Source organism: Paenibacillus camelliae (assembly GCF_023715345.1).
GTDB classification, from domain to species: domain Bacteria; phylum Bacillota; class Bacilli; order Paenibacillales; family Paenibacillaceae; genus Pristimantibacillus; species Pristimantibacillus camelliae.
The window spans coordinates 50,710-73,164 of sequence record NZ_JAMBNY010000018.1 but is presented as its reverse complement, the minus strand read 5'-3'; the positions used below and the strand labels follow the sequence as shown (position 1 = coordinate 73,164).

The 22,455-nt window shown below is 41.9% G+C and carries 24 protein-coding genes and 1 tRNA gene; 19 read left to right on the top strand and 6 right to left on the bottom strand.

Annotated elements, in window-relative coordinates; all coding sequences use genetic code 11:
• Positions 1 to 9 precede the first annotated feature (9 nt).
• From recF to dnaA, 4 genes are all read right to left on the bottom strand, one after another.
• Positions 10 to 1,125, bottom strand: coding sequence for a DNA replication/repair protein RecF (recF, locus tag M3180_RS20035; protein WP_251670812.1), 1,116 nt, complete (start codon positions 1,123 to 1,125; stop codon positions 10 to 12).
• A 22-nt stretch (positions 1,126 to 1,147) separates the two neighbouring features.
• The gene (yaaA, locus tag M3180_RS20030; RefSeq protein WP_251670810.1) at positions 1,148 to 1,366 is read right to left on the bottom strand and encodes a S4 domain-containing protein YaaA; all 219 of its coding nucleotides are present in this window, start codon (positions 1,364 to 1,366) and stop codon (positions 1,148 to 1,150) included.
• Between the two features lie 12 nt (positions 1,367 to 1,378).
• Positions 1,379 to 2,521, bottom strand: coding sequence for a DNA polymerase III subunit beta (dnaN, locus tag M3180_RS20025; RefSeq protein WP_251670808.1), 1,143 nt, complete (start codon positions 2,519 to 2,521; stop codon positions 1,379 to 1,381).
• A 156-nt stretch (positions 2,522 to 2,677) separates the two neighbouring features.
• Entirely contained in the window at positions 2,678 to 4,024 is a 1,347-nt protein-coding gene (gene dnaA / locus M3180_RS20020; RefSeq protein WP_251670805.1) for a chromosomal replication initiator protein DnaA, read from the bottom strand.
• 589 nt (positions 4,025 to 4,613) lie between these two features.
• Here dnaA and rpmH point away from each other — a divergent pair.
• From rpmH to M3180_RS19960, 12 genes are all read left to right on the top strand, one after another.
• Positions 4,614 to 4,748 carry a 50S ribosomal protein L34 gene (gene rpmH / locus M3180_RS20015; protein WP_251670803.1) on the top strand — a complete coding sequence of 45 codons (135 nt, stop codon included), beginning with the start codon at positions 4,614 to 4,616 and terminating at the stop codon, positions 4,746 to 4,748.
• Between the two features lie 123 nt (positions 4,749 to 4,871).
• Positions 4,872 to 5,258: a ribonuclease P protein component gene (gene rnpA, locus M3180_RS20010; RefSeq protein WP_251670801.1), complete on the top strand. Its 387-nt coding sequence runs from the start codon at positions 4,872 to 4,874 to the stop codon at positions 5,256 to 5,258.
• A 131-nt stretch (positions 5,259 to 5,389) separates the two neighbouring features.
• Entirely contained in the window at positions 5,390 to 6,181 is a 792-nt protein-coding gene (locus M3180_RS20005; protein WP_432806964.1) for a YidC/Oxa1 family membrane protein insertase, read from the top strand.
• Positions 6,178 to 6,798 (top strand): RNA-binding cell elongation regulator Jag/EloR, encoded by a 621-nt coding sequence (gene jag / locus M3180_RS20000; protein ID WP_251670797.1) that lies wholly within the window; start codon positions 6,178 to 6,180, stop codon positions 6,796 to 6,798. The genes M3180_RS20005 and jag overlap by 4 nt, the downstream gene beginning before the upstream one ends.
• Before the next feature lie 735 nt (positions 6,799 to 7,533).
• A complete protein-coding gene (gene mnmE / locus M3180_RS19995; RefSeq protein WP_251670795.1) occupies positions 7,534 to 8,916 on the top strand; it encodes a tRNA uridine-5-carboxymethylaminomethyl(34) synthesis GTPase MnmE in 1,383 nt (460 codons plus the stop codon).
• Positions 8,917 to 9,005: 89 nt separating this feature from the next.
• On the top strand, positions 9,006 to 10,895 hold the full coding sequence (gene mnmG, locus M3180_RS19990) for a tRNA uridine-5-carboxymethylaminomethyl(34) synthesis enzyme MnmG (RefSeq protein ID WP_251670793.1): 1,890 nt from the start codon (positions 9,006 to 9,008) through the stop codon (positions 10,893 to 10,895).
• Complete coding sequence (rsmG, locus tag M3180_RS19985; protein ID WP_251670791.1) at positions 10,895 to 11,620, top strand: 16S rRNA (guanine(527)-N(7))-methyltransferase RsmG; 726 nt, start codon at positions 10,895 to 10,897, stop codon at positions 11,618 to 11,620. Before mnmG ends, rsmG begins: the two co-directional genes overlap by 1 nt.
• A gap of 254 nt (positions 11,621 to 11,874) precedes the next feature.
• On the top strand, positions 11,875 to 12,699 hold the full coding sequence (noc, locus tag M3180_RS19980) for a nucleoid occlusion protein (protein ID WP_251670790.1): 825 nt from the start codon (positions 11,875 to 11,877) through the stop codon (positions 12,697 to 12,699).
• An 80-nt stretch (positions 12,700 to 12,779) separates the two neighbouring features.
• A complete protein-coding gene (locus M3180_RS19975; RefSeq protein ID WP_251670788.1) occupies positions 12,780 to 13,553 on the top strand; it encodes a ParA family protein in 774 nt (257 codons plus the stop codon).
• The gene (locus M3180_RS19970) at positions 13,534 to 14,376 is read left to right on the top strand and encodes a ParB/RepB/Spo0J family partition protein (protein WP_251670786.1); all 843 of its coding nucleotides are present in this window, start codon (positions 13,534 to 13,536) and stop codon (positions 14,374 to 14,376) included. Before M3180_RS19975 ends, M3180_RS19970 begins: the two co-directional genes overlap by 20 nt.
• A gap of 111 nt (positions 14,377 to 14,487) precedes the next feature.
• Positions 14,488 to 15,642: an aminotransferase class V-fold PLP-dependent enzyme gene (locus M3180_RS19965; RefSeq protein ID WP_251670784.1), complete on the top strand. Its 1,155-nt coding sequence runs from the start codon at positions 14,488 to 14,490 to the stop codon at positions 15,640 to 15,642.
• Between the two features lie 39 nt (positions 15,643 to 15,681).
• The gene (locus tag M3180_RS19960) at positions 15,682 to 16,155 is read left to right on the top strand and encodes a DUF4446 family protein (RefSeq protein WP_251670782.1); all 474 of its coding nucleotides are present in this window, start codon (positions 15,682 to 15,684) and stop codon (positions 16,153 to 16,155) included.
• A gap of 31 nt (positions 16,156 to 16,186) precedes the next feature.
• Here M3180_RS19960 and yyaC read toward each other — a convergent pair whose 3' ends face one another.
• Complete coding sequence (gene yyaC / locus M3180_RS19955; RefSeq protein WP_432806963.1) at positions 16,187 to 16,777, bottom strand: spore protease YyaC; 591 nt, start codon at positions 16,775 to 16,777, stop codon at positions 16,187 to 16,189.
• 104 nt (positions 16,778 to 16,881) lie between these two features.
• Between yyaC and M3180_RS19950 the strand changes: the two genes are divergently transcribed.
• The 7 genes from M3180_RS19950 to M3180_RS19920 all read left to right on the top strand — a co-directional run bounded on the left by M3180_RS19950 (position 16,882) and on the right by M3180_RS19920 (position 21,949).
• Positions 16,882 to 17,118, top strand: a complete 237-nt coding sequence (locus M3180_RS19950; protein WP_251670820.1) for a putative Se/S carrier protein — start codon at positions 16,882 to 16,884, stop codon at positions 17,116 to 17,118.
• A 373-nt stretch (positions 17,119 to 17,491) separates the two neighbouring features.
• Positions 17,492 to 17,698: a DUF951 domain-containing protein gene (locus M3180_RS19945; protein WP_251670780.1), complete on the top strand. Its 207-nt coding sequence runs from the start codon at positions 17,492 to 17,494 to the stop codon at positions 17,696 to 17,698.
• A gap of 74 nt (positions 17,699 to 17,772) precedes the next feature.
• Positions 17,773 to 17,864 (top strand) — tRNA-Ser (locus M3180_RS19940).
• Positions 17,865 to 19,501: 1,637 nt separating this feature from the next.
• Entirely contained in the window at positions 19,502 to 19,786 is a 285-nt protein-coding gene (gene rpsF / locus M3180_RS19935; RefSeq protein WP_251670778.1) for a 30S ribosomal protein S6, read from the top strand.
• A 33-nt stretch (positions 19,787 to 19,819) separates the two neighbouring features.
• Positions 19,820 to 20,305 (top strand): single-stranded DNA-binding protein, encoded by a 486-nt coding sequence (gene ssb, locus M3180_RS19930; protein ID WP_251670777.1) that lies wholly within the window; start codon positions 19,820 to 19,822, stop codon positions 20,303 to 20,305.
• Positions 20,306 to 20,347: 42 nt separating this feature from the next.
• Positions 20,348 to 20,623 carry a 30S ribosomal protein S18 gene (gene rpsR / locus M3180_RS19925; protein WP_251670775.1) on the top strand — a complete coding sequence of 92 codons (276 nt, stop codon included), beginning with the start codon at positions 20,348 to 20,350 and terminating at the stop codon, positions 20,621 to 20,623.
• A gap of 141 nt (positions 20,624 to 20,764) precedes the next feature.
• Positions 20,765 to 21,949, top strand: a complete 1,185-nt coding sequence (locus tag M3180_RS19920) for a cation:proton antiporter (RefSeq protein WP_251670773.1) — start codon at positions 20,765 to 20,767, stop codon at positions 21,947 to 21,949.
• A gap of 102 nt (positions 21,950 to 22,051) precedes the next feature.
• Here M3180_RS19920 and M3180_RS19915 read toward each other — a convergent pair whose 3' ends face one another.
• Positions 22,052 to 22,438 (bottom strand): hotdog fold thioesterase, encoded by a 387-nt coding sequence (locus M3180_RS19915; RefSeq protein ID WP_432806965.1) that lies wholly within the window; start codon positions 22,436 to 22,438, stop codon positions 22,052 to 22,054.
• Between the last annotated feature and the right edge of the window lie 17 nt (positions 22,439 to 22,455).

Here is a 22,455-nt window from a genome sequence, read left to right as displayed (position 1 = left end):
CATTTCACCTCAATCCGGAGACATGCTAACTTTTCCGTCCTTCACATAATAAATGCCTGCATGGTGAAGCCGGTCCATATCAACACTTTCTAGCCCAGTCGTCGTAATGAACGTTTGGACCTTGCTTTGAAACGTCTCAATCAGCTGCGTTTGACGATTGCGATCGAGCTCTGACAGCACGTCATCCAGCAGTAGAATAGGGTATTCGCCAATCTCCTCATGTATAAGCTCCAGCTCAGCCAGCTTAATCGATAACGCTGTCGTTCGCTGCTGCCCCTGTGATCCAAATACTTGGGCTTCTTTTTCATTAATAAAAAAAGCGATATCATCACGGTGAGGTCCAACTAAACTTATACCTCTACGAAACTCCTGGTCTTTTACCTGTGATAACTTTACCATAAATTGCTCGAATAACATAGCTTCATCTTGCAAATGCTCACTGTCAAGCGACGGTTTGTAAGCTAACCGCAGTTGTTCGGCGTCATTCGTTATGCCGGCGTGAATTCGCTGAGCATACGTTTGCAGCTTGTCTATAAAGTGTTGCCTTTTCATCATTATTTTAACACCGAATTGGGCTAATTGCATGTTCCAAACTTCAAGCATCGCTGCATCACTTGCGTGGATACCATTCTTCAGCACATTATTTCTTTGCTGCAGTACCTTGTGATACTGCTGAAGCCAGTGCAGATAGCCAGGCTGCACTTGACCGATTTCCATATCGAGAAATCGTCTTCGTACCCCTGGCGTACCTTTCACTATTTCAAGATCCTCTGGCGCAAACATCACAACGTTTAATCCACCTACGTAGTTGCTTAGCTTCCGCTGCTCCAGACCATTCAGTTTTGCTTTTTTTCCCTTTTGACCGTACGTCAACTCTAGAGAAAGCCTGCCGTATTTCTTATCGACTACTCCTCCGATATAAGCATGATCACCTTGCCAGCCAATTAGCTCTTTATCCTTAGCTGTGCGATGAGACTTGGTTAGAGCTAAGACAAGAATCGATTCAAGCAAATTCGTCTTGCCTTGAGCATTGGCTCCTAAAAACACGTTAACCATATGCGGCGTTTCAAGCTCTAGCGATTCATAGTTACGATAATTGCTCAATTTAATTGATTGAAGTCGCACCTCATAGCCTCCCGAGCGGCCATCATGACGAGCTGACGATGATAAATGTTCCGTACCCTTTTACTTCAACTTTATCCCCAGGGTATAACTTTCGTCCGCGGCGTTGATCTGGCTCGCCATTTATTAACACCTGCGTTTCTTGTAGAAAAAACTTCGCTTGTCCACCTGTGGATATGCAATCCGACAGCTTTAAGAACGGCCCAAGCGCGATATACTCTGTGGATATTTCAATTTCCTTCACGGTAGCTACCTCCTAGCCTGTTGTACGATACGGCAAAATAACGTAAACGCAATAATCGTGATCCAGCGGGCGAATGATGATTGGTCTCATTGCACCGGTAAAGCCGATAACAATCTTTTCACTATCAATAACCTTTAATACATCGAGCATATATTTGGAGTTGAACGCGATACGCAGCGTTTCACCCTTGTAATCAATAACTTCGATCTGCTCTGTAACACGACCAAGCTCTGTTGAGCTGGAGGATATTTCAATGGTTCCATTGTCGATCGTCGTTACGCGCACAATATTCGTTTTATCCTCACGAGACATCAAATATGCACGATCCATTGCATCTATTAAATTTTTAGTATCAAGTACTATTTCTGTTTCAAATACGGACGGAATAATTTTCGATGTGTCTGGATACGTTCCGTCTAAAATGCGAGTGTAGAATAAGATTTGATCAAGTTTAAACAGTACTTGGTTTTCTGCTACAACGATATCAACAGGCGCATGCTGGTCAGGAATTAGTTTATACAGCTCGTTCAATGTTTTAGCTGCAATAACAATATTGCTGAAACGGAAATCTTCAGCGACATCCACATTCGTTGTACGGCTAGCAAGACGGTGGCGATCCGTTGCAACAAACTTAAGCTCACCTTGCTGTAAATTCCACAAAACACCTGTCAAAATTGGTGTTTGTTCACTTGTTGAAGCGGCAAGCACCGTTTGTCTAATCATCGATTTAATTAGTTCTCCAGGTACTGAAAGGACATGATCCTGTTCAATGCTAGGCAGAACTGGGAAATCCTCAGGATCTAAACCAACCATTTGAATTTCTGTTGAACCTGAACGAATTAATGTTTGAAAATGCTGACTAACCTCGATAGATACCTGATCAGAAGGAAGCTTTTTAACGATTTCGACTACAAATTTAGCAGGGAGAACAACACTACCTGGTTTCTCGATATCTGCAATAATTTGTCCATTTTGTTCTACAGGAATAAAGTTTTGAATAGATATATCAGTATCACTTGCTGTTAACGTTACAGCTTGATGTGTAACATCGATTTTTATACCGCCTAAAATAGGAATCGTTGGACGTGCTGCGATTGCTTTTGCAACGTTTTGGATAGCTTGATTGAGCTCATTTTTTGCGATCGTTAATTTCAACGCGATCTCCTCGTTTCTAATAGATGATATTTGTTTAAAAAACTAGTAGTAGTAGCAGTAGGGGCACTGAATATGTGGATAACCCCTCTAAGTATGGATAAAACAAGCCTATCCACATGTGCATAGCGTGTGCATAGGCTTGTTTAGTTGTTCACATTAATTTTTAATTTTTTCTGTAATATTGGTAATGATTTTGTACAGCTCTTGATCTTCTTGAACGAGCTTTGTTATTTTTTCGTGCGCATGGATGACGGTTGTATGATCACGCCCGCCAAATGCTTCACCGATTTTAGGCAGTGAGAAGTCGGTTAGCTCTCTTGATAAGTACATCGCAATCTGTCTTGGGAAAGCTACAGCCTTTGTCCGCTTTCTAGCTTTGAAATCCTCAAGCTTCAAGCCGTAGAATTCGCCAACTTTCGCTTGAATATCGTTGATCGTAATCATACGTGGCCGTGAAGATGGAATAATATCCTTAAGCGCTTCAGCAGCCAGATGAGATGTAATATCAGCGTTAATAAGGGAAGAATAAGCGACTACGCGAATAAGTGCACCTTCCAGCTCACGAATATTTGTATCAATTTGATTCGCGATGTAATTCATTGCTTCATTAGGGATATCCAGATTCTCTGCCTTCGCCTTTTTCCGTAGAATCGCGATTCTCGTCTCTAGGTCTGGAGGCTGTATATCCGTAATTAAGCCCCATTCGAAGCGGGATCTTAAGCGTTCCTCGAGCGTAGGAATTTCCTTTGGAGGCCGATCACTTGAAATAATGATCTGCTTGCGTTCCTCATGCAGTGCATTAAAGGTATGGAAAAATTCCTCCTGAGTTTGCTCCTTGCCTGCAATAAATTGAATATCATCAATCAGTAGAACATCGATATTGCGATATTTGGTACGGAAGCTTTCCCCTTGACTGTCACGAATCGCATTAATAAATTCATTCGTAAACTTTTCAGATGAAATGTAGAGCACGCGCATATTCGGATTATGCTCCATAATATAATGTCCGATCGCATGCATAAGATGTGTTTTTCCTAAGCCAACGCCACCATATAAAAATAATGGATTATACGCTTTGGCAGGGGCTTCTGCTACTGCAAGCGATGCAGCATGGGCAAAACGGTTGTTTGTGCCAATTACGAAAGTATCGAACGTATATTTGGGATTGAGCATATTGGAAGGAGCTTCTTCGACGTTAACAGGACTGGCAGGTTGTTTCGGTGGAAAAACCACGGCTTGTTCTGCTGATTTTGACTCACCAATGGAATATTTAATATTGATGTTTCGGCCTAAATATTCATATAGTGTCGCTTTGATTAGATTTGTGTATTTATTTTCTAGCCATTCCGCAGCAAACGTAGTTGGCGCAATAATTTCAAGTAGTGATTCATCAATAAACGTTGCTTTTGTCGCTTTAAACCAGGTGTCGTAACTCGGTTTGCTTAGCTTCGTTTGTATGATAGACAATACTTGCTGCCATAAATCATGAGTATGGCTATCCACAGACTGTCACTCCTTATTTCATATTCTTATAATGAAGATGGGCTCGCGTTGGTGTCGAAATTTAGATCCTTTTAGAAGAAGTTGTCCACATTAAGCAGATATGCTCATAAAAAGTTATTCATATATGCAAGATGTTGTACACAATATTATCCACAGGCTGTTAATAACCTTGGTACAATTCTAAATAATCCACAACGAAAACATTACTATCATAGCAAAAGATCCCTTGTATTTCAATGAAATTGAGTAAATTATCCACAATTTCAATAGGTTGTGTACAGACGTTATCTACAACACAAGATATTGTTTATATTTTGTGTAAAATTCGACAACACTCGAAATGATGCGATGAAATCTATCCACATCCTATTCAACACGAGTCGAAACAATGGTTTTATTAGTTATCCACAATGAGAAACGAAGCTATTCATGGATCTGAAATGTGCAGCTTTTACCTATGGTCCTTGATTGACTTTTTAGTGCTGACGTGGTTTAATATTAAAAGCGTGTTTTTGGTTATCTATTTAGCGCTGTATCCTGTGATTGGATTTAGGCGTTTGGATAAGAATCATATAGGAGGTGCAGCATAATGGGTCCTACATTTAAGCCGAATGTAAGCAAACGTGCTAAAGTACATGGTTTCCGTAAGCGTATGAGCAGTAAAAATGGACGTAAAGTTTTAGCAGCTCGTCGTCAAAAAGGAAGAAAAGTGCTAAGTGCATAGTCCAGAAGACCACACTCGGTGGTCTTTTTTTTATGGTTTTGCTAGAATTTAGACACTATAAAAATTTAACTACTATAATAAGAAGGATTAGCTACTATATAAGAAGGAATGGTGACGAGATCAGTGCGCAGGAAGCTTCGTCTACGAAATCGTGAAGATTATAGTCGTGTATATCGAGGGGGAAGATCGTTTGCTAACGGTCAATTCGTCGTTTATTGGTCAAAGCAGCCTACTGCTGAGCCATTCCGTCTAGGCATATCCGCAAGTAAAAAAGTCGGCAATGCGGTCGTTCGTAACCGAATGCGCCGAGTGATCAAAGAAATTGTTAGACATATGGAAGTACAAATTGTTCCGCATGTAGACTTTATATTAATCGTAAGAAAGCCTGCTGTATCGATGAGTTATTCGGAGCTGGAGCGTTCTGTTCGGCATGTGCTTCGAAAAGCTGGCTTATTAAAGGAAAGCAAACGAAAAAGCCCTAGAACCGCTATTCTTAAAGAACGAAGCTAAGGCTTTTTTCTATTGCTCATAAAAGTGACACAGGATGGTTCTCGAAAGCGGTTAACTGTTGTTTATTTGTGGAATAATTTATGGTATAGTCTATGTTAGATTTGTGTATTAGCTCTCAGAGAGGAGATTGCATGTTGTTCCGTAACAATCGAAAATGGATTTTAGTGGTTGGTCTGATTTTATCGATCAGCTTATTGGCAGGATGTGCGCCTCAGGTGGACCATACCATGACGACCGAAAACCTGCTCGAGGGTAACTTTTGGGAGCGTAATGTTGTTTACTACTTCGCGTTAACATTAGATACGTTCGCTAATTGGTTCCAAGGCAGCTACGTACTTGCGATTCTATTACTTACGATCGTTGTTCGTACGTTAATCCTACCTTTAACATTGAAGCAATACCGTAGCTCGAAGGCAATGCAAGCATTGCAACCGCAAATTACTGAGCTGCGCGCAAAGCACAAAGACAATCCGCAAAAAATGCAAGAAGAAATGATGAAGCTGTATCAGGTGCATAACGTTAACCCGTTAGCTGGTTGTTTACCGCTTATTATTCAGATGCCTGTATTTATTGCGCTGTACAATGCGATTTACTGGAATGAGAATATTCGCTCCAGCCAATTGTTTGGTTGGACCTTGGATGAGACAAGCCCATGGTATTTCCTACCGTTAATTGCAGCTGCTACTACATTTATTCAGACAAAAATGATGCAGCAGACACAGCAACAGCAAATGCCAGGTATGTCTATATTGCTAGGGATTTTCCCAATTATGATCTTTGTAATGTCACTGTCCTTCCCAATGGCGCTTCCGCTTTACTGGGTGTTCAGTAACATTTATACGATTGTTCAAAATTACTTCCTATATGTATTACCGAACCGTAAAGGGAAAGGGAAAGAGAAGAAGGAGGTTCTTGCGAAATGACGAAAGTTCTTGCATCAGGAAAGACAATCGAGGATGCGGTTCGAAATGGATTGGCACAGCTACAGGTGACAGAAGATCGCGTAAAGGTTGTCGTGCTAGAGCAGCCTGCTAAAGGATTTTTAGGGTTAATCGGTTCAAAGGATGCTAAGGTTGAGCTTGAATTGATTCCTGATCCTAAGGAGGAAGCAGAGCGTTTTATTCGTGATGTAGCTCATGCGATGGGGCTGGATGTCCAATTGACTTGGACTGAAACGAAGGATAACATGCTGCTTTCTATATCTTGTAATGGTGATCTCGGAATGCTAATTGGCCGTCGCGGCCAGACGCTGGACGCTTTACAATATCTCGTTACTATCGTTGCCAATCGTTATTCCGACAATCATATCCGAATTGTTTTAGATGCTGAGAATTTTAGAGAACGTCGTCGCAAAACCTTAGAGGATCTTTCTGAGCGGTTAGCAGGACGCGTCGTTCGGACAAGGAAGGAAGTCGTACTTGAGCCGATGGTGCCCCATGAACGCAAAGTTATTCATTCTCAGCTGCAAAGTCATCCAAAGGTGCGTACCTTTAGTCAAGGCGATGAGCCTAATCGTCGTGTTGTCATTACTTTGAAGTAAGTAGAATGAAGCATACATGTAGAAATAGGAGTGCAGCAATGACTATTGAAGTCATTGCTGTTTTCCGTTTATGAGAGGTGGTTCAATAAACTTGGCTTTGATTACGAAGTCATGCGCTACTGCTTACTCGGCGTCGAATATGTCACGCTACCGAAAACTTCGGTGCTCACGTAGGTCTATCTACGCTGCGCTCCTCGTTTTCTAGTAACGTGCCATCTTCTCGGTACTGAAAGCCTAGCATATTGAACTTATATTGAAGAGGTGGTTCAATAAGCATGACTTTGATTACGAAGTCATGCGCTGCTGCTTACTCGGCGTCGAATATGTCACGCTACCGAAAACTTCGGTGCTCACGTAGGTCTATCTACGCTGCGCTCCTCGTTTTCTAGTAACGTGCCATCTTCTCGGTACTGAAAGCCAAGCATATTGATCTTATATTGAAGAGGTGGTTCAATAAGCATGACTTTGATTACGAAGTCATGCGCTGCTGCTTACTCGGCGTCGAATATGTCATTCTACCGAAAACTTCGGTGCTCACGTAGGTTTGTCTACGCTGCGCTCCTCGTTTTCTAGTAACGTGCCATCTTCTCGGTACTGAAAGCCAAGCATATTGAACATACATTGAAGAGGTGGTTCAATAAGCTCGGCTTTGATTACGAGGTCATGCGCTGCTGCTTACTGCCGCGTACTGATCGTCAAGCATATTGAACATACAATAGAGAGGTGAATTGCACAATGGTTGAGCATGATACAATTGCTGCGATCGCAACAGCTGTAGGAGAAGGTGGAATAGCCATCATCCGTGTCAGTGGCCCAAAAGCAATAGAGGGAGTCGATCGCATATTTAAAACAAAACAACCGCTGCGTGACGCAGCTTCACATACAATTCATTACGGGTATATAGTCGATCCTACAACGGGAGAGAAGGAAGAGGAAGTGCTCGTCTCGCTGATGAGGGGACCTCGCTCATTTACCGCTGAAGATGTTGTAGAGATTAACGCTCATGGAGGAGTTATCGCTATATCACGTGTAATGGATGTGCTTCTGCAGCAGGAGGATATTCGTATTGCAGAGCCTGGTGAATTTACGAAGCGCGCGTTTCTTAATGGGCGTATCGATCTGATGCAGGCTGAAGCGGTCATTGACCTTATTCGTTCGAAATCTGATCGAGCGTTTGCTGTCGCGAGAAAGCAAGCAGAAGGTGTGTTATCAACTAAAATTAAGGCGCTGCGTCAAAATGTCATTGAGCTGCTTGCGCATATCGAAGTAAATATAGACTATCCTGAGCATGATGTCGAAGAGATGACGAGCAACTATATCCGTGAACAATGTGAAAAGACAATCGTCGAGATTGATCAGCTGCTTAAAACGGCTAGTGAAGGAAAAATATTGCGTGAGGGAATATTAACAGCGATTGTTGGTCGACCAAACGTAGGAAAATCGTCACTAATGAATACATTAAGTCAGGAAAACCGTGCCATTGTTACGGATATTCCAGGTACAACGCGTGACGTTATTGAACAGTATGTTACCTTGAATGGCATACCGCTTCGTCTCCTTGATACAGCAGGTATCCGTGAAACAAGTGATGTTGTAGAGCGAATCGGGGTTGAGCGGTCACGAGATGCGATTACAGAGGCGGATTTGGTTCTATTTGTCTTAAATAACAATGAACCGCTGCAGGATGAGGACAAGGAGCTGCTAGCATCATTGCAGGGAAGAAGTATTATTGTTATTGTGAATAAGATGGATCTGGAGTCAAAGCTGAATTTAGATGAAGTTATCCCTTTCCTTCATGGCGGTTCTATTGTTAAAATGTCTATGTTACAGCAGGAAGGGCTAGATCAACTCGAAAAAGCAATTAGTGAAATGTTTTTTGAGGGTAAGCTAGAAGCGAATGATCTTACTTACGTAAGTAATGTCCGTCATATCTCGCTGTTAAAGCGAGCTAAGCAATCGATGGAAGATGCGATCGAAGCGACTTACATGGGTATCCCTATCGATGTTATTCAGATTGATGCAAGATTGGCATGGGAAGCGCTTGGAGAAATATTAGGTGTAGAAGCGGGAGATTCGTTGATCGACCAAATATTCTCGCAGTTCTGTCTTGGAAAGTAAGCTGCGTATTAAGTTTTATTTTGCAATATAAAGAATATTTTTCCATAAGTAACATTTACTAAGGTTAAGTAACGACAGGAGGTTAAGCAATGGGATATACAGCTAAGGAATATGATGTCATTGTAGTTGGAGCCGGTCATGCAGGTGCTGAAGCGGCCCTTGCAACGGCTCGTATGGGCTGCGAAACGCTAATGCTAACGATTAATCTAGATATGGTTGCATTTATGCCTTGTAACCCATCGATTGGTGGTCCGGCAAAAGGGCATGTAGTACGTGAGATCGATGCCCTAGGTGGTGAGATGGGCCGTAATATCGATAAGACATTTATTCAAATGCGTATGCTAAATACAGGGAAAGGTCCTGCAGTGCATGCACTTCGTGCACAGGCGGATAAGTTCTTGTATCAGCATGAAATGAAAAAAACGATTGAGACGACGCCAAATCTTACGTTAAGACAAGGGATGGTCGAAGAGCTTATCGTAGAGGATGGTCGTTGTGTAGGAGTGGTCACGCAAACGGGTGCTCACTACCGTGCCAAAGCGGTCATTATTACGACAGGTACGTATTTGCGTGGCAAAATCATTATGGGTGAGCTGATGTATGAAAGTGGCCCTAACAATCAACAGCCATCCGTGAAGCTTGCAGCATCATTGAAGGAGCATGGCTTAGAGCTAATTCGCTTTAAGACTGGAACTCCGCCGCGTGTCAATGGTGAAACGATTGATTTCTCCAAAACAGAAATACAGCCTGGGGACGAAAATCCGAAGTTTTTCTCCTATGAAACAAAGGAATCTAATATTGAGCAAATTCCTTGCTGGCTAACGTATACATCTGAAACGACTCATAAAGTGATTAACGATAACTTGCATCGTGCACCGATGTTTTCAGGTGCAATTGAAGGAACAGGACCACGCTATTGTCCATCCATCGAGGACAAAATTGTACGCTTTGCGGATAAGCCGAAGCATCAGATCTTTTTAGAGCCAGAAGGCCGTAATACACTCGAGTATTATGTTCAAGGCTTGTCTACGAGCATGCCAGAGGATGTACAGCTGGAGATGGTTCGTTCTGTGCCGGGTCTTGAAAATGCACAAATGATGCGTAATGGTTATGCGATTGAGTATGATGCGGTTATTCCGACTCAGCTATGGCCTTCACTTGAAACAAAGCAAATTGATGGATTATTCACAGCTGGACAAATAAACGGTACATCCGGCTATGAAGAAGCTGCAGGGCAGGGGATCATTGCTGGAATTAATGCGGCACGCAAGGTTCAAGGCAAGGAGCCAATCATTATTGGGCGCTCAGATGGTTATATTGGCGTTATGATCGATGATTTGGTCACAAAAGGAACGAATGATCCATATCGACTGTTGACTTCACGTGCTGAATATAGATTGTTGCTGCGTCATGACAATGCTGATCTGCGTCTTACTCCACTTGGTTACGAGATCGGATTAATTACAGAGGAGCGCTACCAAGCTTTCTTGCAAAAGAAAGAGCTTGTTGAGCTAGAGGTTCAGCGCCTGCATGACACGAAAATTAAGCCTTCAGATGCGAAAGAACTATTAGAGGAAGTGGGCTCAGCTGAGCTTAACCAAGGGGGCAGCATCATTATGCTGCTGCGTCGACCAGAGATTACGTATGAGATGCTTGAAAGAATTTCACCGTCTCCTTATGAACTTACAGCTGAAATGAAGGAACAGGTCGAAATTCAAATTAAATATGCAGGCTATATTGAAAAGCAGCTTCAACAGGTAGAGCGATTAAACAAAATGGAACGTAAGCGTATTCCAGATACAATCGACTATAACGATATTAAAGGACTAGCCAATGAAGCAAGACAGAAGCTTGAACTTATTCGTCCGCTTTCCATCGGTCAAGCGAGCCGAATTGGTGGAGTAACCCCAGCTGATATTTCAGTCTTGCTCATTTACTTGGAGCATTTTAACCGAGTAACGGCTGCGAAAGGATCATAATGGATCAGACAATTGCATGGTTCACTGAGCAGCTTGCCGCTCATCAAATTATACTTGATGAGCGACAATTGGCTCAGCTTGAACGCTATTATGAGTTGCTTGTGGAATGGAACGAAAAAATGAATCTAACAGGCATTACGGAGCGGGATGCTGTATACGAAAAGCATTTTTATGATTCTATTTCACTTTCATTCTTTGTGAATATGAAGGATATTAAAAAATTGGCGGATATTGGATCAGGAGCAGGTTTTCCAAGTATTCCACTAAAAATTGTATTTCCTCACCTTCAGGTGCTCATTGTTGACTCACTTAACAAAAGAATTAACTTCTTGAATCATCTTGTTAACGAGTTAGGCCTAGAGCAGGTAGAGGCGATACATGGACGTGCGGAGGATGTAGCGAGACTGCCGAAGTATCGTGACGCTTTCGATCTAGTGACCGCACGTGCTGTTGCTAGACTTGCCGTGTTGAATGAGTTTTGTCTCCCATTTACAGCAGCCGGCGGTATATTCGCTAGCATGAAAGGCGCAAGTCTTGCTGAGGAGCTGCAGGAGGCTGCCTACAGCCTTTCAGAGCTGAAAGGGAAGGTTGTCCAGCAGTATGAGTTAAAGCTTCCAAATGAGCAGTCAGAGCGTCATATTGTATGTGTAAAGAAGCTTGCTGCAACTCCAAAAAAGTATCCGCGCAAGGCTGGCCTGCCGCTAAAGCAGCCGCTTGTTAAATAAATTGTTCCACGTGGAACGATTATTAGGTATCCATAACACTTAGTTAAAGGTTATAATAGCAACTAACACGGTTAGTTGCTATTTTTTATTGTCATATTAATTGGTGAAAGAGCAGGATTTCTCGGAAATGTGGTCGAATATTTATAGTATATGATTGTTATCGGAATGTAGCCAAGCTATAGGTTTGTGCGTTTCACATGATCAATGACGGTTAAATTGTTTTTTCATCACATGATTAGGTGGTTATAGTCAATATGAAGGATCATATTTCTAAGTTGTTCGGATTCGCTGAGTCGAAGTCAAATCAAGAGGAAGTTAAGCAGATTCCGCTTAGCGAGATTGTAACAAGTCCGTTTCAACCAAGAACGGTATTCGATGACGAACGCATAGATGAGCTGTGCCAAACCATTCGTACACACGGCGTTATTCAGCCTATTGTTGTAAGAATGCGTAACAATAAATATGAAATTATAGCTGGAGAGCGTCGCTGGAGAGCCGTAACAAAGCTTGGACTAGAGACGATTCCTGCAATTGTTCGTGAGTTTAATGATGCGCAAACAGCATCTATTGCGTTAATCGAAAATTTGCAGCGCGAAAACTTAACTGCAGTGGAAGAGGCTGTTGCTTATCAGCGTTTAATTGAGCTGCATCAGCTAACACAAGAAAGCTTAGCTCAGCGACTTGGTAAGAGCCAATCAACGATTGCCAATAAGCTAAGGCTTCTTGCTTTGCCGGAAGCGGTAAAGCAGGCACTTATGGAGCGTAAAATTACAGAACGTCATGCACGTGCGTTGCTAACACTTGATACAGAAGAGCTTCAAATGAAAGTTCTTGAGGATATTATTAAAAACGATTGGAATGTTAAGCAGACAGAAGCTCGCATCGCATTTCTTAAAGAAGCGTCAAAGCCGAAGAAAGCAAAGAGGATTTCGTTCACTAAAGATGTTCGGCTCGCCCTCAACACGATTCGTCAATCGATAGATATGGTATCCGGATCTGGCTTAGCGATCAAGACAAAGGAGCAAGATCATGATGATCATTATGAAATCGTGATCCAGATTCCTAAAAACAAAAAATAACACAATGAAACGGCCATATTACTACATTTTTGCTAGTAGTCTTGCCATGTCTCCAATAGTTGTAAACATGAGGTGAGAAGATGTCTAAAGTTATTGCGATTGCGAATCAAAAGGGCGGTGTAGGGAAAACAACGACTTCTGTTAATCTATCTGCTTGCTTAGCATCGTTAGGTAAAAAAGTGTTGCTAATCGATATTGACCCTCAGGGCAATACAACAAGCGGCCTTGGTATTAATAAGGGGGATGTCACTCATTGCATCTATGATGTATTAGTGAATGAGGTCAATCCTAAGGAAACGATACTTGAAACGGCTATACCGGGTCTTGATATCATTCCAGCAACGATCCAGCTTGCGGGAGCAGAGATTGAACTTGTCCCAACCATTTCTAGAGAGCAGCGCCTAAAGAAGGCTGTTGCCTTGGTTAGAGATCGTTACGATTATGTTATGATTGATTGCCCACCCTCGCTAGGTATATTAACGATTAATTCATTAACTGCTGCCGATTCTGTATTGATTCCAATCCAATGTGAATATTATGCGCTTGAAGGATTAAGTCAGTTGTTAAATACAGTAAGATTAGTGCAGAAACATCTCAATACTTCATTGCAGATTGAAGGAGTACTGTTAACGATGCTTGATGCACGAACCAATCTTGGGCTTCAAGTTATCGAAGAGGTGAAAAAGTACTTCCAACAAAAAGTCTATCAGACGGTTATCCCAAGAAATGTGCGGCTCAGCGAAGCGCCTTCACACGGAAAGGCGATTATTTCATATGATCCTAAATCAAAAGGGGCAGAAGTGTATCTTGAACTAGCTAAGGAAGTGATTTCTTATGAAAAAATCTCTAGGTAAAGGATTAGATGCGCTGTTTCAACCAGTAGAAACGGATGAAGAAGAGGTAGTTCGCATACCGCTGAACGATATTAGACCCAACCCTTATCAGCCGCGTAAAACATTTGATGATGATACGATACGAGAGCTAGCTGAATCAATTAAGCAGCAAGGGGTTATTCAGCCGATTATTGTGCGTAGAGTATTAAGAGGCTTTGAAATTGTAGCAGGTGAGCGCCGTTTTCGTGCGTCACAGCTATGTGGCAATGAACGTATACCTGCAGTTGTTAGAGAGCTGACAGACTCTCAGGTCATGGAAATGGCCCTAATTGAAAACTTGCAACGCGAAGACCTTAATGCGATTGAAACGGCACTAGCGTATGAAGCATTAATTAATAAATTCAAACTGACTCAAGAGGAATTGTCCCTAAAGGTAGGAAAATCTCGTTCTCATATTGCTAACTTCATGCGACTGCTAAGCCTGCCAGAGTCAATTAAGGAAGATGTTTCACGTGGAACATTGTCAATGGGGCATGCTCGAGCAATTGTAGGTGTGAAGGAAGAGAAGCTGCAGCTAGAGCTTGCTAAGCTTTGTGTTGATGGTGAATGGAGTGTTCGAGAGCTAGAGGATGAAATAAATAAGCTCGCAAACCGAAAACCACCACAACAAAGAAACGAAAAAACAAAGAAACGAGATCCTTTTATTGAAAGTGTCGAATCTACCTTGCGCGATCGTTTTCAGACAGGGGTTAAAATTAAACAATCAAAGCATAAAGGGAAAATCGAGCTAGAGTACTACAGTAAGCAAGACTTGGAGCGTATACTAGAGTTACTACAGCAATAAGCAATAAGCAAGAGGTGTTGATAGAATAACCAATATGGCACATCTAAGTAATAATCTTTTGCTAGAAAGATTATAGCTAGATGTGCCATTGTTAGCTTGGAGGGGAGCAAATTGTCTGAACGATTTTACTACTTAGACCATGCTGCAACGTCTTGGCCGAAGCCCGATGAAGTGATAGAGGCGGTTACAGCAGCAATGAAAAATGATAGCGCCAATCCTGGTAGAGGTAGTCACGCGATGGCGGTGCGAGCTAGTCGTATTTTATTCAAGGGTAGAATGCAGCTTGCAAAGCTACTCAATGTGAATAACCCCAATGATATTGTGTTTACGCACAATACAACGATGGGGTTGAATATGGCGATAAAAGGCTTTGTTAAAGCAGGCGACCACGTGATAGCTAGCTCAGTGGAGCATAATTCGGTTCGTAGACCGCTTTATGATCTGGAACAAAAAGGTGTAGAGGTAACCTATATAGATGCGGATGAGAAAGGCTTTTTTAATCTTAATCAGCTTGAAGCAGCGATGAAGGCCAATACGACACTTGTCGCTGTAAATCATAGCTCAAATTTGCTTGGGACTATTCTGCCGATAGCTGAAATTAGTGAAATTGTGCATAAGCATGGAGCAAAGCTGCTTGTGGATGGAGCGCAAAGTGTAGGTATTATACCTGTTGATGTGGTGAAGCTTGGTATCGATATGCTTGCTTTTCCAGGACATAAGGGATTGCTTGGACCACAGGGGACAGGTGGTCTATATATTGCACCGGATATCGATCTTGAGCCGCTTATGCAGGGCGGTACAGGAAGTCAATCTGAGGCGCCCCACCAGCCACTTATTCGACCAGATCGTTATGAAGCAGGGACACAAAATACAGCAGGCATTGCGGGGCTTACAGCTGGCGTAGAGTACATCTCGCGCATCGGTATCGATAAGATCTATGAACATGAGTGGAAGCTGTCACAGCGGCTGCTTAGCGGTCTTATGGACGTTGAAGGTGTGGTGTGCTTAGGGCCAGACATCGGTCAGCCTAGAACTGGAATTGTTTCGTTCTATATTCCACATATTGATCCATCAGAATTGTCATTTATTCTAGATCAGCATTATCAAATTGCTGTTCGATCAGGTTTTCATTGTACACCGACAGCGCATATGGCTGCAGGAACGAGTGAGCGGGGGGCGGTTAGAGCTAGTGTAGGCTACAATACGACAGATGAAGAAGTGGATGCATTAGTTTTGGCTGTAAAGGAAATTATAGAACAATACTAATAATAAATTGCTTAACATGGCCTGAAGGAGAGAAACATTTTGGTTACTGAGTACATTGAAATCATAATCATGGCACTTGCAATTGTCATTGTCGTACAGGCTATTATAATGCTCGGAATGAGTAGAAAGTTGAAAAAAATAACCCGTTCCTACCGGTCAATGATGGATGGAACAGGGGTAGAGAACTTAGAAGGTGTTCTCGTGTCATTAAAGGAAGAACAAAGGCAGGAGCAAAAGGACTTAGCTGCGGCGTTTAGTAGAATCGAAGCATTAGAGAAGCGAGTGCCATTACAAAAAAGCAAAATGGCAATTCACCGATATAATGCTTTTTCCAATACAGGCAGCGACTTGAGCTTTTCACTTGCTATAACAAATGACGAGAAGGATGGAGTCGTCCTTACAAGCATACACAGTAGAGAGGGTATGTATTTATACGGAAAACCATTACAAAAAGGTGAATCCAGTTATTCATTAACACCAGAGGAACGTAAAGTGATCGATGAAGCAAAATAGTACAACTACAGCGAGTAGCGTACGTGAAAGGCTAATGAATGCCAGTAGACTGCTCGCTGTTCATATTCATCGAACGTATATGCTTTGATGTAGCGTAGTAAAGACATTGTGATATAATTTCAGACATTGACATAACCAGATGAAGACGTGTGTTTTGCAAAACAAAATACTCCATGAATCCACCGACATTTACGATACCGGTAATATGGATATCTCCTACAGGAGGTAAATCCTTGTTCACTCCTGCTCCAGGACGAACGGGACCTTGCCCTGCTTGAATACAGCCAACACTTGAAGCTTGACCTAAGCATGCATCAATTCCAATAATAAATGGATGGGTGAATTGTTTATGAATCGATGCTAAGGTGTCAGCTAAGTTAAGCGCATGCACAGGCTCAGCAATTGTTCCGAAAACATGCATAAAGCTCGAACGGTATTTAGCTAGGGAAGATCCTACTAACGGCCCCAATGAATCTCCAGTTGAACGATCTGTGCCAATGCATATAACGACGATTGGTTGGTGAGGGAGAGCCAATCCCAACAGGTTCGAAAGCTCTTGCTGCAGCAAACTTCGAATCATTGGAGAGTTATAGGGTAATTTAATAGGTGAGTTCGTTTCCATTGTTTCTTGTAAGTTTCCTTTCTTGAAACAAAATATTAGTATCAGTATGTTACTGAATTGTTTAATTTATACTTCTAGGTGAGAAAGGAGCAGCTTTCATGAACATGCTTATTGCATTTGATTCGACGCAGCAGGCGCTGCGAGCAGAGATGTTATTAGAATATGCAGAGATTGATATTGATATATGTCCTACACCGAAGGAAATTACAGCGGGCTGCGCATTGTCTATACATTTTCCAGCAGCTGAACTTGAGCAAGTGAAGGACATACTAACGAGTGAGCATGTGGATATTCGCGGAATATTTGAACATACTGCTGAAGGATATGAGCAAAGACTATAATGTAAGCGAGATAATAATGTATATGCGGTTGAGCTCAGGAGAATAGCCGTGCTTTCGATTTATTTAGTATAGTAGTACATAAGATGGATGATTTCTTTGTATATAGCATCGTTTCATGAGGCAGGTCAGAAGCGCCTAGAAGAGACAGCAACAAAAGGCAGTAGGTTCTAGGTAAAGAGGAAGAGGATTCTTTTATAAGTGGGACTCGAGGAACACGAAGCTCAACATTATTCTTGTTGAGAGATAAGCTATGAACAGGTGTCTACGACGGATAAGCTATTCCATTGATTAAATGAAGTGTCTATAACTGTGGATACTTTCTGCTATAGGAAGATAAAGATCCACATGAATAAAAATGCGAGGTGATTTCGATATGGAGCGTAAGCAATTCGAGCTTGGGGATATTGTTCAGATGAAGAAGCTACACCCATGTGGATCAAACGAAATGATAGTTATCCGCATGGGGATGGATATTCGAATGAAGTGTGTTGGTTGTGGACACAGTATCTTACTGCCGCGCGCAAAATTCGAAAAAAACATGCGTAAAGTAGTGGGAAAATCAGAGGTATCAGAAGAATAGAATTGGAGAAGCACTGGTTAAGAAATAAAGTTGAATACTGATAGTCATTTATGATATATTAATTTCGTGCAAAAGGAGAAGTACCCAAGTGGTTATAAGGGGACTGACTCGAAATCAGTTAGGCGTCGCAAGGCGTGCGTGGGTTCGAATCCCACCTTCTCCGCCATTCATTCGTCAATAACATTTAGAGGCTCTTAATAAGGAGCCTCTTTTTGTTGTTTAAATATATGGCTTGAATAGTAGTAGTAGCATGTTGTACATGCACTATTACTAAGCTATATGCTGTTCTTCTGTCCAACAATGTTCAATAAATCCACGCTATATTGTTGCCCCGATAAACTCCGCGAGCTCATCATTAGATCGTACTAGAATCGTTATATGTTCATTAAAGGTTTTGCCATCATTGATCCAATAGGTCACACCTATGCGTATGAATGCTTACCAATCATGGAATACAGCACAAAACAGGATAAGGATGACAGCATAGTTGACACCCTCCCTCTGTCGTTATTTCGAGTTTCGCGGCTTCCCGGCTATTAATGACGTTATCACTGAAAAATAGACAAAATTCTGAGTGTTTTATGTCACTTTATAAAACATAAGCTGCAATTTATCAATTTCTTAAGGAAGCGATCATTATACAGCGATATTGTTACAAGTTACGGGAGAAAGGTAAGGAAAAGGATGGCAGAGCTTCAATTTGAATCGTAACTATGAAGCGATATGACATGCACAGACCTACATTTTAAAGTAAGTCGCAATAACAAATTTGCAATTAAAAATTTCAAATAGAGCAGTCCTAACATAGAGCACAGCTCACAGCTGTGTGATTAAACATTAACATTATTACTGTGGAAACCGTCATTGTGGAGTTGTTAAGATTGTTAATAACATTAAAATTTGACTATCCACAGCTATTGATGGCAGCTCTTATTTTTTGAGGGATAACTTTTTCAATTCATTTTGTGTTTTGAGCAGGTTGCCATGAATACCGTGGTAAGCGCTTAAAATGTCATAACACATATTTCCAGGGAAATGATTAAAAGCAGCAACCTTTAAAAAGCGAAGGGATAAATAAGAAGCAGTAAGAAAGTAGAAAAGCCCCATCCCGTCGTCATATGACAAAGGGATGAGGCTTTTTGACGGTGGTTGATTAGTTAGCAAATTCATTCTAGACAAAGAACTGACTTACGAAAACAACTCAGCGTAGGCTAAGGAATAACTCGTATTCATTCAGCTCAATACTTTTTTAAGGTAAAGAGCACACTTCTTTGTCGCAATTAACTGCAAGAATAAGCTTTTTTGAATCTGTTGAACTTAAGCTAGTGAAGTACAACGGAACCACACCTCTCTTCACCGTCAATAATATAGTGCCACATTGTATTTCGTTTTATACATCATAAATAAAAAAAATGAGTTATTTGGTTAGCTATCCGTTTTAGCGGTCCAGAGAGTGAACAGTACAAAGCTTTACGATTGAATTTCATAATAACGCGAATAGTAAACTCAACTGTCATCTCGAATGACTAATAAATGACTTATATAGAATATAGAAGTAATGCTGACTAAAATTCACTTGGTCGTGCACTATTCTCATATTTACTTGCTTATATATGATGCCTAAGATCATTACATGCGTGATTAGTGTTAAGTTATGTAGGGAAATAATTGAAAGTTGATGCAACAGCACCGTTTTATCTTGCCATCGCCCAATTGATTTAGTATAATATACAGATGCGAGCTTAATTGTTCGCTCCTTGCTCCACTTCGTGGGGCCGTTAGTCCAAAAGGAGGTGAAATGTAATGCGCAAATATGAAGTGATGTACATCATCCGTCCGGATGTTGAACAGGAAGCTGTTCAAGCTCTAGTTGAAAAATTCAACAGTGTCATCTCTAACGGCGGTGAGGTTATTAAATCTGATATCCTTGGCAAACGTCGTCTTGCGTATGAAATCAACAAACTTCGTGAAGGTTATTTTGTTCTTACACAGTTCTCGGCAACAGCTGAAATTGTTAGCGAGCTTGACCGCGTGATGAAGATTGCGGATGAAGTTATCCGTGTGTTGATCGTAAGAGATGTAGCTTAAGAAGTGTGAAGGTTTGATTGGGAGGTCATATAGATGTTGAACCGCGTAATATTGATCGGTAGATTAACTAGAGATCCTGAGCTTCGTTATACCCCCGCTGGTGTTGCTGTAACTCAATTTACGATTGCTGTTGATCGTCCGTTTTCTGGTAGTAACGGCGAACGTGAAGCGGATTTTATTCCGGTTGTCACTTGGCGCCAACTGGCAGAAACATGTGCAAATTACTTGCGCAAAGGTCGTTTAACCGCAGTTGAAGGCCGTATTCAGGTAAGAAATTACGAGAATAATGAGGGCAAGCGTGTGTATGTTACGGAAGTAATTGCAGACAATGTTCGCTTCTTGGAATCTAATCGTGATGGCAATCAACAACGTGAAGAGGGTAGCTATGGTAGTGGTGATGGTTATAATGCAGGTGGCAGCTCTAATCGACCAGCTCAACCATCACGCAGTAGCAACGTCGATCCTTTTAAGGATGATGGACGCCCAATTGATATTTCAGAAGATGACTTGCCGTTCTAATATGAACACGAAATTGAATTTTTAATGAAAGGATGGGTTCAAATGAGCTTCAAAAAAGAAGGCGGAGAAGAGCGCAGCGAGCGTAAATTCTCTCGTAAAGGCGGACGCAACAAACGTCGTAAAGTTTGTTACTTCACAGTAAACAAAATTACGCACATTGACTATAAAGATACTGATTTGCTTAAAAAGTTCATCAGCGAGCGTGGTAAAATTCTACCTCGTCGTGTAACTGGTACAAGCGCTAAGTATCAACGTCTATTGACAATTGCGGTTAAACGTTCTCGTCAAATCGCTTTGCTACCATACACTACTGAATAGTAGTTATATATGCAAGAATAGGAGGAGCCTGTCACTACAGGCTCCTCCTATTTATTTTTTGGAGAGTCCGTAGTTTGCGGACTCTTTTTTCGTGATGTAAACTACCTGCTACAATAGAGATGAATGGATAGGAGAACTCATATGGAATATATATTAGCACTAGTCATTATTGTTATATTTACGAAGGTTGCAGGACATCTAGCTGTTATGATTGGTCAGCCTTCTGTGCTTGGAAAGCTGATAGCAGGAATATTGGTTGGACCTGCCGTTCTTGGCTGGGTCGAGCCTAACGAGTTCATTGGTCACTTCGCCGAAATCGGAGTGCTGCTGCTGATGTTTATCGCAGGGCTGGAAACGGATCTTGAGCAATTAAAGGCTAACTGGAAATCAGCGGTTGCTGTTGCACTCGGTGGCATAGTTTTACCGCTAATTGGTGGGTACGGTGTTGCTATCGCTTTAGGGCTTTCACAGACGGAAGCATTATTTATGGGCTTGCTGCTATGTGCGACAAGCGTTAGTATCTCTGTACAAGCTTTGAAGGAGATGGATAAGCTTAGCTCACGTGAGGGTACTACCATACTAGGTGCGGCAGTTGTTGATGATATCGTCGTAGTTATTTTACTTGCAATCATGATGAGCTTCTTAGGTACGGGAGGAGAAAGTGTATCTATTCCGTTGTTGATAGGGAAGAAAGTTATCTTCTTTGCCGTCATTGCTGTAGCAAGTATATGGTTGGTTCCGCTTATTATGAAGCTGGCAGCTAAGCTTAAAGTAACAGAGGCGATTATGAGTGGTGCGATTGTGCTTTGTCTTGGGTTTGCTTACTTCGCAGAATGGTTAGGAGTAGCCGGCATCATTGGTTCCTTTGCAGCTGGGATCGCAATTAGTCAGACGAAATTCCGCAAGGAAGTAGAGCACCGAGTTGAACCAATTACGTATACATTGTTCGTTCCTGTGTTTTTTGTCAGCATCGGATTAAACATTACATTTGACGGGCTAGGCGAGCAGGTTTGGTTTATGGTATTGCTTAGCATTGTTGCGATTATAACAAAGCTGATTGGGTGCGGCTTCGGAGCACGGATAACCGGCTTTTCCATGAAATCATCGCTCGTCATTGGCGCAGGTATGATCTCTCGTGGTGAGGTTGCTTTAATTATTGCGTCTTCCGGTCTTGCGTCAGGCTTATTGCCGCAGCAATACTTTACATCAGTGGTGCTAGTTGTCATTGTGACAACCTTAGTGACACCGCCATTGCTTAAGATGCTGTTCTCAGGTTCATCTAATGAGCCAGTGAAAGCACAGCAAGGCACAACACTGAATCAATAATCATAAAAAAGCACCAGTGCAAAGAGTAGGTTCAGATGTTGATCCCCATATCTCCTTGCGCTGGTGCTTTTCATATATATTCCTATATTCATCTGCTTACGACTACGGACGCTTTGGTGATATAGCTACCGTGCAGCGAGAAACACATAGAAGTCGATCCTGCTCATCGGTAATTTTTATATCCCATACGGCGCTTTTTCGGCCTTTATGAAGCGGGACACCAACGGCAGTTACGATGCCCTCGCGAACGCTACGGACATGATTGGCGTTAATTTCCATGCCCATGGCAACTTCATTCTCTTGGTCGATCGAAGCCCATGCGCCAATGCTAGCTACTGTCTCGGCTAGGACGAGCGATGCTCCGCCGTGTAGAAACCCAAAGGGCTGCCGTGTACGCTCATTAACGGGCATGGTGCATATCACCTTTTCAGGTGTTAGTAATACTGTCTCGATCTGTAGTGCTTCTATAATCGTTCCTGTAGTGTCCATCATGTTCATAAGTAACA

Coding starts and splice junctions, on each gene's coding strand:
- rpmH (WP_251670803.1), top strand. CDS start 4,614: ATGGGTCCTACATTTAAGCCGAATGTAAGCAAACGTGCTAAAGTACAT.
- M3180_RS20005 (WP_432806964.1), top strand. CDS start 5,390: ATGTTGTTCCGTAACAATCGAAAATGGATTTTAGTGGTTGGTCTGATT.
- jag (WP_251670797.1), top strand. CDS start 6,178: ATGACGAAAGTTCTTGCATCAGGAAAGACAATCGAGGATGCGGTTCGA.
- mnmE (WP_251670795.1), top strand. CDS start 7,534: ATGGTTGAGCATGATACAATTGCTGCGATCGCAACAGCTGTAGGAGAA.
- mnmG (WP_251670793.1), top strand. CDS start 9,006: ATGGGATATACAGCTAAGGAATATGATGTCATTGTAGTTGGAGCCGGT.
- rsmG (WP_251670791.1), top strand. CDS start 10,895: ATGGATCAGACAATTGCATGGTTCACTGAGCAGCTTGCCGCTCATCAA.
- noc (WP_251670790.1), top strand. CDS start 11,875: ATGAAGGATCATATTTCTAAGTTGTTCGGATTCGCTGAGTCGAAGTCA.
- M3180_RS19975 (WP_251670788.1), top strand. CDS start 12,780: ATGTCTAAAGTTATTGCGATTGCGAATCAAAAGGGCGGTGTAGGGAAA.
- M3180_RS19970 (WP_251670786.1), top strand. CDS start 13,534: ATGAAAAAATCTCTAGGTAAAGGATTAGATGCGCTGTTTCAACCAGTA.
- yyaC (WP_432806963.1), bottom strand. CDS start 16,777: ATGGAAACGAACTCACCTATTAAATTACCCTATAACTCTCCAATGATT.
- M3180_RS19950 (WP_251670820.1), top strand. CDS start 16,882: ATGCTTATTGCATTTGATTCGACGCAGCAGGCGCTGCGAGCAGAGATG.
- M3180_RS19945 (WP_251670780.1), top strand. CDS start 17,492: ATGGAGCGTAAGCAATTCGAGCTTGGGGATATTGTTCAGATGAAGAAG.
- rpsF (WP_251670778.1), top strand. CDS start 19,502: ATGCGCAAATATGAAGTGATGTACATCATCCGTCCGGATGTTGAACAG.
- ssb (WP_251670777.1), top strand. CDS start 19,820: ATGTTGAACCGCGTAATATTGATCGGTAGATTAACTAGAGATCCTGAG.
- rpsR (WP_251670775.1), top strand. CDS start 20,348: ATGAGCTTCAAAAAAGAAGGCGGAGAAGAGCGCAGCGAGCGTAAATTC.
- M3180_RS19920 (WP_251670773.1), top strand. CDS start 20,765: ATGGAATATATATTAGCACTAGTCATTATTGTTATATTTACGAAGGTT.
- M3180_RS19915 (WP_432806965.1), bottom strand. CDS start 22,438: ATGGACACTACAGGAACGATTATAGAAGCACTACAGATCGAGACAGTA.